This is a genomic window from Pseudomonas sp. MWU12-2319, assembly GCF_023242525.1.
Lineage (GTDB): Bacteria > Pseudomonadota > Gammaproteobacteria > Pseudomonadales > Pseudomonadaceae > Aquipseudomonas > Aquipseudomonas gingeri_D.
This window is the reverse complement of sequence record NZ_JALJES010000004.1, coordinates 381,627-396,641: the sequence shown is the minus strand read 5'-3', so window position 1 is coordinate 396,641 and position 15,015 is coordinate 381,627. Positions and strand designations below refer to the sequence as shown.

At 60.3% G+C, this 15,015-nt stretch carries 16 protein-coding genes; 7 read left to right on the top strand and 9 right to left on the bottom strand.

The window, feature by feature from the left end:
• Positions 1-102 precede the first annotated feature (102 nt).
• Both phoR and phoB read right to left on the bottom strand, forming a co-directional pair.
• Entirely contained in the window at positions 103-1,425 is a 1,323-nt protein-coding gene (phoR, locus tag M5C01_RS09410; protein ID WP_103499400.1) for a phosphate regulon sensor histidine kinase PhoR, read from the bottom strand.
• A gap of 106 nt (positions 1,426-1,531) precedes the next feature.
• A complete protein-coding gene (gene phoB / locus M5C01_RS09405; RefSeq protein WP_003176964.1) occupies positions 1,532-2,221 on the bottom strand; it encodes a phosphate regulon transcriptional regulator PhoB in 690 nt (229 codons plus the stop codon).
• 154 nt (positions 2,222-2,375) lie between these two features.
• Here phoB and M5C01_RS09400 point away from each other — a divergent pair, with 154 nt between their 5' ends.
• Positions 2,376-2,753, top strand: a complete 378-nt coding sequence (locus M5C01_RS09400) for a hypothetical protein (protein ID WP_152736638.1) — start codon at positions 2,376-2,378, stop codon at positions 2,751-2,753.
• A gap of 139 nt (positions 2,754-2,892) precedes the next feature.
• Here M5C01_RS09400 and ubiA read toward each other — a convergent pair whose 3' ends face one another.
• Both ubiA and M5C01_RS09390 read right to left on the bottom strand, forming a co-directional pair.
• Complete coding sequence (gene ubiA, locus M5C01_RS09395) at positions 2,893-3,783, bottom strand: 4-hydroxybenzoate octaprenyltransferase (RefSeq protein WP_152736639.1); 891 nt, start codon at positions 3,781-3,783, stop codon at positions 2,893-2,895.
• Positions 3,783-4,346, bottom strand: a complete 564-nt coding sequence (locus tag M5C01_RS09390) for a chorismate lyase (protein ID WP_177104150.1) — start codon at positions 4,344-4,346, stop codon at positions 3,783-3,785. The genes ubiA and M5C01_RS09390 overlap by 1 nt, the downstream gene beginning before the upstream one ends.
• A gap of 288 nt (positions 4,347-4,634) precedes the next feature.
• On the opposite strand from M5C01_RS09390, the gene M5C01_RS09385 reads away from it, so the two are divergent.
• From M5C01_RS09385 to M5C01_RS09375, 3 genes are all read left to right on the top strand, one after another.
• On the top strand, positions 4,635-4,784 hold the full coding sequence (locus tag M5C01_RS09385) for a rubredoxin (RefSeq protein WP_178129711.1): 150 nt from the start codon (positions 4,635-4,637) through the stop codon (positions 4,782-4,784).
• A 43-nt stretch (positions 4,785-4,827) separates the two neighbouring features.
• Positions 4,828-5,976, top strand: coding sequence for an FAD-dependent oxidoreductase (locus M5C01_RS09380; RefSeq protein WP_152736641.1), 1,149 nt, complete (start codon positions 4,828-4,830; stop codon positions 5,974-5,976).
• 188 nt (positions 5,977-6,164) lie between these two features.
• Complete coding sequence (locus tag M5C01_RS09375) at positions 6,165-6,440, top strand: HU family DNA-binding protein (protein WP_040071769.1); 276 nt, start codon at positions 6,165-6,167, stop codon at positions 6,438-6,440.
• A gap of 314 nt (positions 6,441-6,754) precedes the next feature.
• Here the strand turns inward: M5C01_RS09375 and M5C01_RS09370 are convergent, their stop codons facing one another.
• From M5C01_RS09370 to M5C01_RS09355, 4 genes are all read right to left on the bottom strand, one after another.
• Positions 6,755-7,048: a hypothetical protein gene (locus M5C01_RS09370; protein ID WP_152736643.1), complete on the bottom strand. Its 294-nt coding sequence runs from the start codon at positions 7,046-7,048 to the stop codon at positions 6,755-6,757.
• Positions 7,045-7,314, bottom strand: coding sequence for a hypothetical protein (locus M5C01_RS09365; protein ID WP_103499393.1), 270 nt, complete (start codon positions 7,312-7,314; stop codon positions 7,045-7,047). The genes M5C01_RS09370 and M5C01_RS09365 overlap by 4 nt, the downstream gene beginning before the upstream one ends.
• Complete coding sequence (locus M5C01_RS09360; protein WP_248764301.1) at positions 7,311-11,753, bottom strand: RHS repeat-associated core domain-containing protein; 4,443 nt, start codon at positions 11,751-11,753, stop codon at positions 7,311-7,313. The genes M5C01_RS09365 and M5C01_RS09360 overlap by 4 nt, the downstream gene beginning before the upstream one ends.
• Positions 11,754-12,010: 257 nt before the next feature.
• Entirely contained in the window at positions 12,011-12,349 is a 339-nt protein-coding gene (locus M5C01_RS09355) for a hypothetical protein (RefSeq protein WP_247263079.1), read from the bottom strand.
• Positions 12,350-12,521: 172 nt separating this feature from the next.
• Here M5C01_RS09355 and M5C01_RS09350 point away from each other — a divergent pair, with 172 nt between their 5' ends.
• A complete protein-coding gene (locus M5C01_RS09350; protein ID WP_152736880.1) occupies positions 12,522-12,989 on the top strand; it encodes a helix-turn-helix domain-containing protein in 468 nt (155 codons plus the stop codon).
• Between the two features lie 104 nt (positions 12,990-13,093).
• On the opposite strand, the gene M5C01_RS09345 is transcribed toward M5C01_RS09350, so the two are convergent.
• Entirely contained in the window at positions 13,094-13,516 is a 423-nt protein-coding gene (locus M5C01_RS09345) for a hypothetical protein (RefSeq protein ID WP_152736644.1), read from the bottom strand.
• A 508-nt stretch (positions 13,517-14,024) separates the two neighbouring features.
• On the opposite strand from M5C01_RS09345, the gene M5C01_RS09340 reads away from it, so the two are divergent.
• A complete protein-coding gene (locus M5C01_RS09340; RefSeq protein ID WP_152736645.1) occupies positions 14,025-14,498 on the top strand; it encodes a type II toxin-antitoxin system antitoxin SocA domain-containing protein in 474 nt (157 codons plus the stop codon).
• A complete protein-coding gene (locus M5C01_RS09335; protein ID WP_152736646.1) occupies positions 14,491-15,003 on the top strand; it encodes a hypothetical protein in 513 nt (170 codons plus the stop codon). The genes M5C01_RS09340 and M5C01_RS09335 overlap by 8 nt, the downstream gene beginning before the upstream one ends.
• Positions 15,004-15,015: the final 12 nt, after the last annotated feature.

Genomic DNA, 15,015 nt, shown 5'->3' with positions numbered 1-15,015 from the left:
GTAGGTGGGTGGAGGCCTGAAAGGCAGGCACAAGTCAACCAATGTAGCGGCAGATGCGCCCGTTGCCTAGTGGCCTGGCCCGGCCGGTGTCCCGGCAAGGCGTCAGGCGGGCAGGTTGCGGGTGCTGGTGCGCGTCACCTGGACCGGGGCGAAATGGCAGGTGAAGGTGCTGCCGTGGCCCAATACGCTGCTGATTTCCAGGCGGGCGCGGTGACGCAGCAACACGTGTTTGACGATGGCCAGGCCGAGGCCGGTGCCGCCGGTGTTGGAGTTGCGGCTGGAGTCGACCCGGTAGAAGCGTTCGGTCAGGCGTGGCAGGTGTTTGTTGTCGATACCGATGCCCGAGTCCTGCACGCTCAGGTGCGCGCCGTGCTCGTCGCCCCACCAGCGAATGCGGATATTGCCTTCGGCCGGGGTGTATTTGACGGCGTTGAACACCAGGTTGGAGAACGCGCTGCGCAGTTCCGCCTCGCTGCCCTTGAGGCGGATGGCGCCGTCGGCTTCCAGGGTGATGGTCTGGTTGCGTTGCCCGGACAGGGCCTGGGCATCGTTCTTGATCGACTGCAACAGCGTGTCGATGCGCACCGGCTGGTTGTCCGACGGGTAGTCGGTGGCTTCCAGCTTGGCCAGCAACAGCAGGTCGTTGAGCAGGGTCTGCATGCGGCTGCCTTGCTGCTGCATCTGCTGCAGGGCGCGAACCCAGCGTGGGTTCACCTCCTGGACGTTGTCGAGCAGGGTTTCCAGGTAGCCGGAGATCACCGTCAGTGGCGTGCGCAGCTCATGGGAGACGTTGGCGACGAAGTCCTTGCGCATCTGTTCCAGCTGATGGATGCGGGTTACGTCGCGCACCAGCATCAGGTGCTCGTTGTTGCCGTAGCGGGTGATATAGAGTTGGATACGCAGGCGGTCATTGGTCGGCGAGGGAATTTCCAGCGGCTCGGCGTAGCTTTCCTGTTCGAAGTATTCCTTGAAGCGCGGATGGCGCACCAGGTTGGTCACCGGCTGGCCGCTGTCCTGGGGCGTCTTGAGGCCCAGCAGGGTTTCCGCCGCGCGGTTCCACCATTCCAGGTTGCCGTCGCTGTCGAGCATGATCACCGCGTCCTTGAGGGCGGCGGTGGATTCCTGGACCCGGTCGATCACCGCTTGCAGGCGCCCGCGCACGCGCTGGTCGCGACGTTGCAGGTGATAGATGCTGTCGAATACGTCGCCCCACAGGCCATAGCCGTCCGGCGGTGATTCTTCGGGTTTGTGATGGCGCAGCCATTGATGCAGGCGCAGCAGTTGCTTGAGGGTCCAGCCCAGGTAAAGCCCCAGGCCCACGGCCAGGCTCCAGCCGTAATACCCGCTGGCCAGGCCTGCCACCAGGCAGCCGGTGACCAGCAACAACAAATGGCGGATCAGGGTGCCATGCCAGTTTTGATTCACTTCAACATGCGTCCTTGGAGGCGAAGCCGTTCGAGCGACAAGCTTCAACGCTGCCAGTTTGAAGCGGCTCGGTTACCGATGTATTGCGGGTTGTTTGCAGCGGTTCTCAACCCTTGGTCGAGAAACGATAGCCGGTGCCGCGCACGGTTTGTACCAGATTTTCGTAGGCATCGCCCAAGGCTTTGCGCAGACGGCGGATATGCACGTCGACGGTTCGCTCCTCGACATAGACATTGCCGCCCCAGACCTGGTCCAGCAACTGGCCACGGGTGTAGGCACGTTCCTGGTGGGTCATGAAGAACTGCAACAGGCGGTATTCGGTAGGCCCCATTTCCGCCGGTTTGCCGTCGATGGTCACCCGGTGGCTGATGGGGTCGAGCAGCAGGCCGCCGACTTCGATGGGGGCTTCGCCGTCGGTCGGGCCGGCCCGGCGCAGCACTGCCTTGAGGCGCGCCACCAGCTCCCGTGGAGAGAATGGCTTGGTGATGTAGTCATCGGCGCCGACTTCAAGACCCTGGATCTTGTTGTCTTCTTCACCCTTGGCGGTGAGCATGATGATCGGGATGTCACCGGTCAGCTCGTCGCGCTTGAGGCGCCGGGCCAGCTCGATGCCCGAGGTGCCGGGCAGCATCCAGTCGAGCAGGATCAGGTCGGGTTTGCGGTCGACGATGATCGCGTGGGCCTGCTGGGAGTTTTCCGCTTCCAGGCAGTCATAGCCGGCCATTTCCAACGCAACGGCGATCATCTCGCGGATGGGCGCTTCGTCGTCGACGATCAGAATGCTCCTGCCAACCATATCCCTTCACCCTCTTGTCATTTAACTGTCTTGCGCCGCATTAGATAACGAAATTATTGCAGACATGTGACAGCTTTTTTCCGCACGCCGCAATGGTCATATTCATGGGCTACGCTGGGGGTTCGAATCCTACAACCACAAAAGGAAGGTTCTTATGACTTACTCTTCGTTTTCGTTGAAAGCCCTGATGGTAACGGCGGCGTTAACGCTGCCGACCCTGGTTTTCGCGGCTGAGCCGGGCAAGATGGACCACGACAAGATGGTCGATAGCAAGGGCATGACGCTTTACACCTTTGATAAGGATACTGGCGGTAAATCCATGTGCAACGACAAATGCGCCGAGAACTGGCCGCCGATGATGGCTCCCGCGGATGCCAAGGACGAGGGTGGGTGGACGAAGATCAAGCGCGATGACGGCACGATGCAGTGGGCGCATAACGGCAAGCCGATGTACACCTTCAAGATGGACGCCAAGCCTGGAGACGCCATGGGGGATGGCAAAGGCGGCATGTGGCACATGGCCAAGCACTGATTCAGCGCAATACCTTGTAGGAGCAGGGCTTGCCCGCGAAGAGGCCCTTGAGACCGCTAAAAGCTTCGCTGGCAAGCCAGGCTCCTACAGGTTCCGTTGTGTCCTCTGGAACGGGTGCCTGGCTGGCGAGCGGGGTTGCTCAGCGCGCCGCGTAATCCAGCACCACACCCAGGAAAATCGCCAATCCCGCCCAGTGGTTGTGCAGGAACATCTTGAAGCAGAGCTGCGGGTCCTTGCCTCGGGTGACCCGGAATTCCCAGACAAAACATGCCGCGGCCGCTAAAAGCCCGATATGGAACCAGCCCCCCAGCTCGAACCGCGCCCCGGCCAGCAGCAGGCAGCCGAGCATCAGGCCCTGCAAGGTCAGGATGATCACCCGATCGGCCTCGCCGAACAGAATGGCAGTGGATTTCACGCCGATCTTCAGGTCGTCCTCACGGTCGGTCATGGCGTAATAGGTGTCGAATGCCACCGTCCACAGCACATTGGCGATATACAGCAACCAGGCCGTGGCGGGCAGGCTGCCGGTCTCGGCGGTGAAGGCCATCAGGATGCCCCAGGAATACGCCGCCCCCAGCACCACTTGCGGGTAATAGGTGTAGCGCTTCATGAACGGGTAGCAGGCCGCTACCGCCAGGGCACCGAAGGACAACCACACCGTGGTCGCATTGGTGCACAGCACCAGCAGGAAACTGATTCCCATCAGCAGGGCGAACACCGCCAGGGCTTCCTTGCCGCTGATCCGCCCTGCCGCGATGGGCCGCTGCTCGGTGCGTTTGACGTGGCCGTCGACCTTGCGGTCGGCGAAGTCATTGATGGCGCAGCCGCCAGCGCGGGTCAGGATCACGCCGAGGGTGAAAATCAGCAGGTTGCCCAGCGACGGCACACCCTTGGCCGCGATCCACAGGGCGCTGAGGGTCGGCCACAGCAGCAGGTAAATGCCGATGGGCTTGTCCATGCGGGTCAGCTGGAGAAAGTCCCAGGCCCGTGGGTGCAGGCGGTTCATGGATTTGAGCAGGTTCAGGTACATCAGCAGTTCTCCCCACAGGTACTGACGGCGTGCCACAGGCTCGGCAGGAAAATCTCCGCCACCAGCAGGCTCAGCGGCCCGCGATTGAAACGTGAGCGGCGGCCCCAGAGATGATCGGCGCGATGCTCCGGCGGCAGCCAGGGCGCCGGGTAATGGCAGACTTCGATGGCCTGGCGTTCGAACGCCTGATCGCAGAACAGCAGTTCACCCAGTGAACGGCTACCCAACTCGTCCATATTCAGGCCACCTTCGCGCAAGGCACTCTGCGCCGCGACGCTACGGGCGAACACCCAGGGCTGGCCGTGACCGCGCAAATACACCTCGCGCACCCAACCCAGGCTTTCACCCGGCAACTCCAGCGCCGCGCACTCGTCGTCGCGCAACGGTTGCCAGCCTTCGAACAGCGGCGTGACACTGAAGGCGTTATCGGAAAGTGCTGTCAGACGACGAGTAAGAGACCCTTCGTCAAATAACCAGTCGAGGGTTGGTGCGTCTGGCGGGGTGGTCAGCCGGCTCTGCGTGAGCCAGGCGGGAGACGCTGGAACGGGGGCTTTGTGCGGCACGATGGGCAGTTGATTGGCAGCCAGTGAGGCGCCGAGCTTATCACAGGCGGTTCGGCCGTTTAGAGCGCCCGGCTGATCAACGCTGTCGATCGTGCTTGCATCGGCGGCCTTCGATCAGTACAAAACGCCCTGAGCCGGACGGCAACGCTGTACCTATCGACTGTTCGTGCCGATCAATGCCTGGGAACCGAGGAAGTAGGAATGAGTGATTTAAAAGAGCAGGCGTCTTCGCATCATCATGAGAAACATGAAGAGCAGCCAAAGCCGCAGTGGAAGAAGTGGCAATGCGTGGTCTGTGGCCTGATCTACGACGAAAGGGACGGCTGGCCGGATGACGGCATTGTTGCCGGCACCCGCTGGGAAGACGTACCCGCCGACTGGCTGTGCCCGGACTGCGGCGTCGGCAAAATGGATTTCGAAATGATCGAAATCGGTTGATTGATCACTTTTTAAACCAATAACAATGGATCTGGAGAAAGGAATGAGCGCACCTGTCGTGATCGTCGGTACCGGGCTGGCCGGTTACAACCTGGCCCGGGAGTTTCGCAAACTCGACAGCGAAACCCCGCTGCTGCTGATCACCGCCGACGACGGGCGTTCCTACTCCAAGCCCATGCTGTCCACCGGCTTCGGCAAGAACAAGGACGCCGATGGCCTGAGCATGGCCGAGCCCGGGGCCATGGCCGAACAACTCAAGGCCGAGATCCGCACCCACACCCGCATCAGCGGCATCGACCCGGGCCACAAACGCCTGTGGATCGGCGAGGAAGCGGTGAACTACCGTGACCTGATCCTGGCCTGGGGCGCGGAAACCGTGCGGGTGCCGGTGGAAGGCGATGCCCCCGAGGCGATCTTCCCGATCAACGACCTGGAAGACTACGCGCGTTTCCGTGCGGCGGCGGCGGGCAAGCAGCGTGTGCTGCTGCTGGGGGCCGGGTTGATCGGCTGTGAGTTCGCCAATGACCTGATCCTTGGCGGTTACCAGGTGGAACTGGTCGCGCCGTGCGAACAGGTCATGCCGACGTTGCTGCACCCGGCGGCGGCCGCCGCTGTGCAGGCGGGCCTGGAAAGCCTTGGTGCGCGTTTTCACCTGGGCCCGGTGCTGACCCGCCTGCAACGCAGCGGCGATCACCTGGAGGCGCATCTGTCGGACGGCGCCACCGTGGCCTGCGACGTGGTGGTCTCGGCCATCGGCCTGCGTCCGCGCATCGACCTGGCCGCCGCCGCCGGCTTGCAGGTCAATCGCGGGGTGGTGGTCGATCGCTACCTGAAAACCTCCCACGCCAATATCTACGCCCTGGGCGATTGCGCCGAGGTCGATGGCCTGAATCTGCTGTACGTCATGCCGCTGATGAGCTGCGCCCGGGCGCTGGCCCAGACCCTGGCCGGCAATGCCACCGCAGTGAGCTACGGCGCGATGCCGATCACCGTTAAGACGCCGGTGTGCCCGCTGGTGGTGTCGCCACCGCCCCGTGGCAGCGAAGGCGTGTGGACGGTCGAAGGGCAGGGCGCCGACATCAAGGCCCTGTGCCGCGACACCAGCGGTCGGCTGCTGGGTTATGCCCTGACCGGTGGCGCGGTGATGGAAAAACTGGCCCTGAACAAGGAACTTCCGCCGTTGCTGGCGTAAATACCGGTCCTTCTGTCGTAAACACCCGCTTCTTGCCCCTACAAAGGTCGTAACGAGACTGGCGCGGGACCTTGCCTCGTGCCATCCTCACTCCCGTCTGCCGCAGAGTAGAGCCTGCGGCGCCTTGGGCGCTGTTCCGGAAGAACAGCACGGACATAACAACAAAAAACCGTCAAAGAGGCTTCATTATGCGTAAACCAGAACTCGCCGCTGCAATTGCTGAAAAAGCGGACCTCACGAAAGAACAGGCCAGCCGCGTGCTCAACGCCGTCCTCGAAGAAATCACCGGCGCGCTGCACCGCAAAGACAGCGTCACCCTGGTAGGTTTCGGCACCTTTCTGCAGCGCCATCGCGGTGCCCGTACCGGCAAGAACCCGCAAACCGGCGAGCCGGTGAAGATCAAGGCCAGCAATACCGTCGCATTCAAACCGGGCAAGTCGCTCAAAGATAGCGTCAACCCGTAAGCGTCAGGTACCACTCCCGGAGCAACGGGAGGGCTGTAGGAAAAATGGGCACGCCGATGGGATCGGGTGCCCATTTTTCATTCTGGCGGTGCTGTCGCAAGGCCCCCACTGTTCAGTGTCGAATCAACAATCTGCAGACGACCGGATAGCCATGTGGGAGCGGAGCTTGCGCGCGAAGAGGCCGGTGAGAACGCTAAAAGCTTCGCGGGCAAGCTCCGCTCCCACTTCAGGTACGTGTTCCGCCATCAGAATATTGTCGTGCCCAGCCTTTGTGTGCTGGCTTGTCGGGATGCCGCATTGCGGCGATGGCGGTTTCAGGGTTTCGGCAGGGCTGCCAGGCAAGCGTCGGCCGCATCGACCACCCCTTCCAACTGACTCTCCTCGGTGTAGGAGAAGTTGCCGTATTGGGCCATGGCCCGGCAGGTCGAGAGCTGTTCCAGGGCTTCGCGAACATCGCCGGCGGCTCTGAGTTCAGCCGTCTTGTCGATGAAAAACTGAGCGGACTCGTTGCGGCTTTTCTGCAATTGCGCGATCAGCGTGCCTAGGGCGGTGGACAACTGTCGTACCTGGTCGTCGAGGTCATCCTCCTCGTAGAGGGCGACCATCATGGGCGTTTCTGGCGCATGAGCAGTTTTTCGAAGTGAGTAATGAGATCGGTCCATTGTGGATAGGTCATGCCGTCGATGAAAAAGTCTCCCAGCCATTTGGGATGACAACGCATTGTCAGGTTCTTGATCGCTTCGTTGCGCTGACTGTCGTTGCTAGCCGGGTCCAGCACGATGTCTACCAGTGCCTGGATCTCATCGGCTTCGTCTTCATAGCCCGAGCGTCTCAGCAGGTCGCAGAGGGTGTCGTTGCATTCTTTGAGGTTCATAGTCGTTCCGTTGCTCCTGAATATCGTCCGCCGGCCGTAACGACTTGCCATCCGCCGCCGACCTTGTCCGCGCCCCATTGTGGTTGGGGAGCCACTCGGCCTTCCAGCAGGACCTGGTCGCGGGTCAGGGCGACCTGGCCTTCGTGTACCGCGCTGTTGCTGTTGGGCAGCGCCAGGTTCGCGCGTCTGTCCGCTGCGGTCGCGCCCGCCGAGCCACGGGTGACGTAGATTTGCGAAGCAGTGCCGGGTTTGTGCTCGGTGATGGTGAACACATCACCTTTCTTTCCTCGAGTGGCGTAGATCTGCCCCTGGAAGCTATCGACGGTTTCACGCTGGATTTTTTGGTTCAGCCCCCGGCTTTTCAGCAGCTTGCGCGCGGAGTTACGGGTAATCGGCACTTTGCCCGAAGGACCACAGCTTAGTCCAAGGGGGTCGACCCAGGTCAGTGGGTTCGGCGCATAGGCATACAGGTTGAGGCCGCCGGCCAGGCCGATCGGGTCGGGTGTGGTAAAGCGCCCGATATCCGGGTCGTAGAAGCGGAAGGTGTTGTAGTGCAAGCCGGTTTCCCGGTCCAGGTACTGCCCCTGGAAGCGCAGGTTCTGCTCCTCCAGGTAATGGGGCTCGCGTGTTTCGCTGACGGTATTGCCCCAGATCCGGTAGCGCGCCCGCCAGACCACATGGCCGTCGCTTTCCGTCAGTTGTTCGGGCAAGCCGCTCTGGTCATTGTGGTAATAACGGACTTTCTGCAAGGCGCCGCTGCCGTCGACCCGGGCCAGCGGCTCGTGGCCGTCGTCCGCGTAGAGGTAGAGGCTGCTCAGGCTGTGTCGGTGCTCCTGCAGCAGGCGCAGACCGTCCCAGGTGAATCGGGTCTCGCCCAGGGGGTAACCGTGGCTGTCATGCTCGCTCTTGGCGATGCGCCGGCCCAGTGGGTCGTAGCTCATGCGCACCACCGTTTCCCGCGCACCGTCCTGGTTGCGCACCTCGATCAGGCGGTGCTCGGCATCGTAGGCGAAGCGCTGGACCCGATGGCTGCCGCTACGCTTCTCGATCATCCGGCCGAAGGCGTCGTAGCGATAGCGCTTGTCCTGGTAGGTCAGCAGCTTGTTGTGCAGCACCCGGCCGCCTGTGGGGCCGTCCAGCAGATTGGCGGCGGCGTCGTAGGCGAAGGTCTCGTTCTGGCCCTGGACGCTGTCCTGGCTGGCGACGATGCGACCGCTGGCGTCGTGGTGCATCAACTGTCGATGGGTGCCGCCCGGCTGTTGTTCGAGGCGGCCGACCAGGTGATCGGCGGGATCGTAGTCGAAATGTTGCTGCGCCGGCGCGGGCAACGCCGAAGGTTGGCTGATCGGGCGGCGCAGGCGCGAACGCAGACGTCCGGCGCGATCGTATTCGCTGCGGGTATCGAGTTGACCTTGGGTGCGCAGCACCTCGCGGTGCAGGCGGTCACGCTCGAAGTCGCTGATGACCCGACCGTCCAGATTGATCTGGTGCAGATGACCACTGCCGTAATACAGCCGATTGAGCCAGCGACCATCCGGCAACTGCGTCTGGATCAGATTGCCCAATTCGTCGTAGTGATGCTGGAGGCTGCCCGCCGTGCTTTGTTCTTCCAGCAACTGGCCAAGGGCGTCGTAGGCGAAGCCCAGGCTCTGTGCCTGGCCGTCATTATCGGTAAAGGTGACCGCCGTCAGTTGATCCAGCATGTCGTAGCTGTATTCGGTGCGGCCGTCGTCGGTGATTTTCGCTGTCAGGCGCCCGGCAGCGTCGCGTTCGAGGTGATGGACAATCGGTGCGACCGGCGTTGTGGGGACCACCGCCAGGCCGCTGCCATGGGGTGCGGGCAGGGTATCGACGCGAGTGACATCGTTCCGGGCGTTGTAGGTGTAGCGGCGGGCGCTGCCGTCCAGGTCCTGCTGTTCCACCAGGCGGTCGCCGGCATCCCAGGCGAAGCGATAGCTTTCGCCGTTCTCATTGGTCAGCGCCTGTAAGCGTCCATAGGCGTCGTAGCTGAACTGCACCTGCCGACCGCTGGCATCGATGCGCTGGCGCACCTGGCCGCGCCGGTCATAGTGGTAGGCGATGGTCTGTCCGGCGGGGTCGATGTAGCCGATCAACTGGCCGTCGGCGTTGCGCTGGTACTGGTGCGTGCGGCCGTCCGGCAAGTGGCTGCTCAGCAAGCGGCCCTGGGGGTCGTAGTCGTACTGGGTGCGTTCGCCCAGGGCATCGGTGATCGTGCGCAGCAGACCGCGCTCGTCGTAACCCAGGCGTGTCGGGTAGCCGGAGCAGTCGATATGTTCGAGCAGTTGACCGAGGGGGCTCCAGCGCAGGGTTTTGCTTTTGCCGCTGGCGTCGATGATCTCGACGGTCTGGCCCTGGGCGTCGACGCGATAGCGGGTAACGTGACCCAGTGGATTGGTTTCCTGGATGCAGTTGCCACGGTTGTCGTAGCGGAACTGCCAGCTGTTACCCGCCGCGTCGGTTTCCACCAGCGGCAAGGCCCAGTGCTCCAGCCAAAGGGTCGATTCGCTGCGGCCCAGTGGGTCCTGTGTGGTGCACAGGTTGCCGGCTTCGTCGTAGCTGAATTGGTACTGACCGCCCTCGGGGTCGATGGCGCCGAGCAACTGGCGTTCGTCACTCCACTGGAACTGCCAGGTCTGGCCAAGGTTGTCGGTGTATTCGGTGATCTGGTGTTGCGGGTTCCAGCGCCGGGTGCTGGTACGCTTGAGGTTGTCGGTGACGCGGGTGGTCCCGGCGTCCAGGTCGTAGTCGAAGGCATATTCATCGCCTTCGTCGGTCCAGTGACGTACCACCCGCCATTCGCGGCCGTCGATCTGTGCCCATTGGTAGAAGCAGCGCAGGCCGACGGACAGTTGGTGCTCCACCAGCCGCTGGCCGTCATCGTAGGCGAAGCGCCGTTGCGCATGGCCGGTGGCATCCAGTACTTGCGCCAGGTCGCCGCGCAGGTCGTAGGTGTAGCTCACCAGCAATTCGTTCGGGCGATCCGGATACAGGCGCTCGATGTGGCTGACCCGGTTCGGCCATGTGTCGCTATAGATCAGCTGGGCCTGGACGAGATCGAAGGTGTCGCGTAGATGCAGCAGTCGTCCTGACTCGTCGTAGTCGAGATAGATCCGGTTGTCGTTGCGGTCGCCCAGTTGAGTCAGGCGCAAGTGAGCGGGCTCGCCGGGCTGGGCTTCGAAGAGACGATAGAGACCGTCGTCGCTTTCGATCAATAATTGACCATTGCCATGCCGGCGGACGCTCAAGCCTTCACCGGCACTGAACACCGCGCTGCCCAGGGGGATCGAGCCCATGTCGATACGCCGGGCCTGTTCGTCGGTGTAGATCAGCCGTTCGCCGCCCTCGGGGTGTGCTTCGACCTGCACGCTGACTTCATAAGGCACGCACCAACCCGCACCGAACAGCCCGTTTCGACGCTCGTCGCGGCTGTTGTAGAAGCGTTGCCAGTCGAGGCGCAGCAGCCCCGGCAGGGCGAAATCCAGGTCGTCCAGGCCACCCAGTACCTTGGCGCCGGTGGCGGCGTGTACCGGGTTCGGCGAGCCGGCGATGGCGTTGGTCAGCGCGCCGATGGCCTGGCTGGTGACAAAGGAATTGACCCCGGCCAACAGCATGCACGGCAGGTTGCTGAGAAATTTGCCCTTGCTGCCCTTGAGCATCATCAGCGCGGTGATGGCCAGGCCGACGCCCGGAGTCTTGCCGCTACGGATCTCACGCACCACCACCGAACCGCCGCCGATGGTGACGTTGGGTGAGATCAAGCCGGACGAAACGACGGTAGCGTCACAGGTACTGCGGTCGCCACTGCGCACGGCGGGCTGACCGTTGATGCTGACCTTTTCCGACCCTTCGGCGAGAAACTGCGGCGGCATCGGCGGATGCTTCATGCAGGTCACCAGATCCAGCGGCTTGGGCACGGCGCCGGGGGCGGGCGTCGCCACCGTGGGTCGCCACATCTGGGCAAAGAAGCCCTTGGCGATATCCAGGTAGCTGGCTTCAGGGGCGGGTTCCTCGCTGTCCGGTGTACCGGCCGCTTCGACATGGGACGGCACCGCACCGGCGGCGCGGGCGGCGGGAATCGAGTTGATCAGGGTGTTGGTGGAGCCAGTGAGGATGGTGGCCTGCACCGTGGGCGGAAAGAGGCTGTTGCCGATGCCCTCGCACATCTTGCTCAGGCCCTTGTCGGCACCGGTCTTGCTCATCGCCACGCCGACAATGACCCCGACCACGGCGCCCAGCACACAGGCCCCGAGGCCGCCGGTGGCGACGGTGATCCCGGTGGCGGCAACCACGGCTGCGGTGGCCAGTGCGCCGATGGCGACGTTGGCCGCGACCTCGAGCACGCCGCCGAGAATATCGGCCATCATCGAGGTATGGGACAACGCGTCGCCCAGGCGGGCAGCCCAGAGCGGGTCAGACATGAAAGGTCATCAAGACAGGTGGTCCATCATCAGGTCAAGAGCGGTGCGGAGTATGAATGATCTGATGTTGGTGGGAAATTATTCCTACTGCGATTGCGGGGGTGGATCACAGTTGTCGAGCAAATAGCGGGTGCACGCTCTCACAAACGCCGCACCCGCTTTTGTGGGAGCCGGCTTGCCGGCGATGACGTCCGGATAGACGGCGCGAGGCTTGCGGGCCTCATCGCCGGCAAGCCGGCTCCTACAAGGGTTGTATTTCAGCCTGCATTCACCTGAAGCAGCTGCAACGGAGCGTGCCTCTCGCCGGCCTCGATGAGCAGCCCATCGACCTTCTTCAGCGCCGTCAACAAGCTACCCACGCTGCGGGCATTGAGCCGCACGCCATCGGTGAAGGCCTTGTTGATCGAGACCATGACACTGGAAACGCTCTCGTCCGCCTGCGCCTCCAGCAAGTTGTCCCGCAGGTGAGTGATCAGCTCCTTGAAATGTGGATCGTCCAGGGAAAGGGGGGCTTCCAGATCGTGCTTCTTCAGGGTGCTGATCAGCAACCCCAAGGCCACGCTGGCCCGCATCAACGCTCTTTCTCGTGCATCCATTCGCTGTCTCCTGTGTCGAGGTCCGGCTCTAGTGACGACTCAAGGATAGACCACGCTGGGGATGGTGCTTTTGAAGGGGCGGGTGAGCGACGACTGGTCTGGTAGTAGCACTCTGCACCAGAGCGTTTCATTGTTTTTCCGTTGGGGCCGCGCGGGGTTTCGATCATTTAGGATGATGGTTTGGATATTTGAAAAATATCTGATTCTCGTAGAGGGTATTTCCGCCATGTTTGAAAAGCTGAACGATCAGGTAGCAAGCTCTGCTCGGTTGTTATCCGAATGCCATGAAAAAATCAAAGATGACAGTGATCTTAAAGATCGAATGGCGTTGATTGATGAGCTTTACTCACATGCGGACAGCGAAGATCATGCGGCTGCGCGCTTTGCGGAGTTGGTGGCTGATCGTGTGTATGAATATGAGGCCGAAACGGTTCTGCTCCCTTATTCCTCTCAGTCGCAAGCGTTGGCATTTTTGATGGATGAAAGAGGGATTAAGCAAAAGGATCTTTCTGCCATTGCGACTCAAAGTGCGATTTCTGAGATTTTGAACGATAAAAGAAAAATGACTGTTGCGCAGGTAAAGAAATTTTCCGAGTTTTTTAAAGTCCCTGCTGAATTTTTTATGCAGGGTGTTGTTTAGTTTGAGCGAGGTGTTATCCCGATAACGCGCTGAGAAATGACAGGCTGATTGTTACCGGGATTTTCAGAGGGGGCGGATAAGGCTCTGCTTACCGCCTGGGAAGTTTATGAAGGCGACGCAGGATTGGGCGAGGACGAACCCTCCAGCAATGCATCCACCACCGCCCGAGCCACTTCCACCGAATGCAGCATGCCCCAGAACAGCGCTCGTTCGACGGGGTTGGTATGCAGGCTGATTTCGTCGCCATTGAGTTCAGCCGTTTCGAGCAGTCGCGACACGTAGGTCAGCGCATCCTGGGCGTTGATGCCCGGTTGGATGGCAAACAGCGTGGGCTTGCAGGGATCTTCAGGGATGACGGGTTTGGAGGAAGTGACGGCGAGGGCACTGAGTAATCCTGGCGTATTTGCCGGACCCGACTCAGCCTCGCTGGAAGGGACGTCAGAGATTTTACGCAGATATACCGCCTTTTCGACCGTGCTAGGTGCTTGGCGAGTGAGAGGCAGATTGGGGGTAATGTTATTTGTCATTGTTAGGCTCCTTAAACAGCCGCTTTTGCGACGCTGTGTGCCTATTCACAACCGGGCTGCGAACCCCGTATCGCTGAGTTTTCGGCGACAAATAAACGGTAGCTTATCACTGGTGGTGCAGGCGATATCCCTCATACGCTGAAGTGTGTGGGAAATACGAATATTTTTTGTGGGGTGTTTCATCTATTGGCGGCGGGTGGGGCGAGCATGGTGTCGGATTGGTAAGTCTGTACCGCAGACTCCCATTTTTTTATTCGCAAAGTGAGCGTGTGATGAAACTTGCATAGCGAGCGGTACTCATTGCCGTGGCGTGAGTTATCAGGATTCGCCGCCTGTCCAGTGGGGCGTAGCGGTCATTTGTGATTCGCTGAGGAGATGGCGCTAGGGTTTGTAGGATAAGTGCTCCTGGAATGTAGAGCAAAAAATAGAAAGGACTCTCATGAAATTCGGTAGATTGACTCGCTATGGAGTGGGTGAGAATATGTGGTGGTAAACAGGAGGGATGATTATGGCGCTTCACAAAGCTCTGGATGTAGCGAATTGGTTTATAGCGAAGTGCGCTGAGTCGGGCGATCTCATTACACATTTGAAAGTTCAGAAGCTGCTTTATTATGCGGAAGCCTGGACTCAGACGCTTATTGGTAAAGAACTTTTTTCTGAACAAATTCAGGCTTGGGCTCATGGGCCGGTAGTTCCTGAAGTGTTTCAGGAGTTTAAGAAGCACGGATGGAATCCTCTGCCAGCTCCCGAAGATCAAAAAATCCCAGTCGTTTCCGCTGAGGCCGAAGACATACTGGTTCAGGTTTTTGACGCCTACGCTGACCTGCCTGCAAAAACACTTGAGGACATGACTCACAAAGATGCGCCATGGGTTAAAGCTCGAGGTAGTTTGAGCCCGGAGGAGCGCTGCGAGGTCATTATGCCAAAATCTGAAATTTGCGAATTTTTCAGAGCGAAGTATGCGGCGGAAATCGATGGCTAGCAGCAGGTTACCCAAGAATAAAGTAAGCGAGGAAGTAAGAATAATTGAGAAAGAAGACGTTGCTGCTACCACTGCGCTGGAAAGAAAAATATATGACCTTCCCGTCTTTAAGAAAGATGGCGCGCGTGAGGGACCATTAAATAAAAAACCGTACGTGGTTTTAAAGTATTTCCAAAAAGATTGGGAGTGTTTCTCCGCTTGGACAAAAGATGAGCTTGGTCAATTTTCTAATTTTCTGGCAACACTAGGTAGGCATACGTGGGACAGCGTATACAGGAGTGGAGGCAAGGGCCGGAATAAAGCGGGTTTGGGTTATACGCCCTATAAGGTTGAGGACATGAAAGCAGGTGGTCCCCATGTGAAAAAGGTCTTGGCCGGTCTTTCTCCTGAGATCAGCTTGATAGAGCTGCGTGTCAGTCAAAAAATGCGCGTTCATGGGTTTCAATCGCAATCGGCATTTTTTATGGTCTTATTAGACAGGGAACACAAAGTATTTCCAGGATGAATATATCTGGAT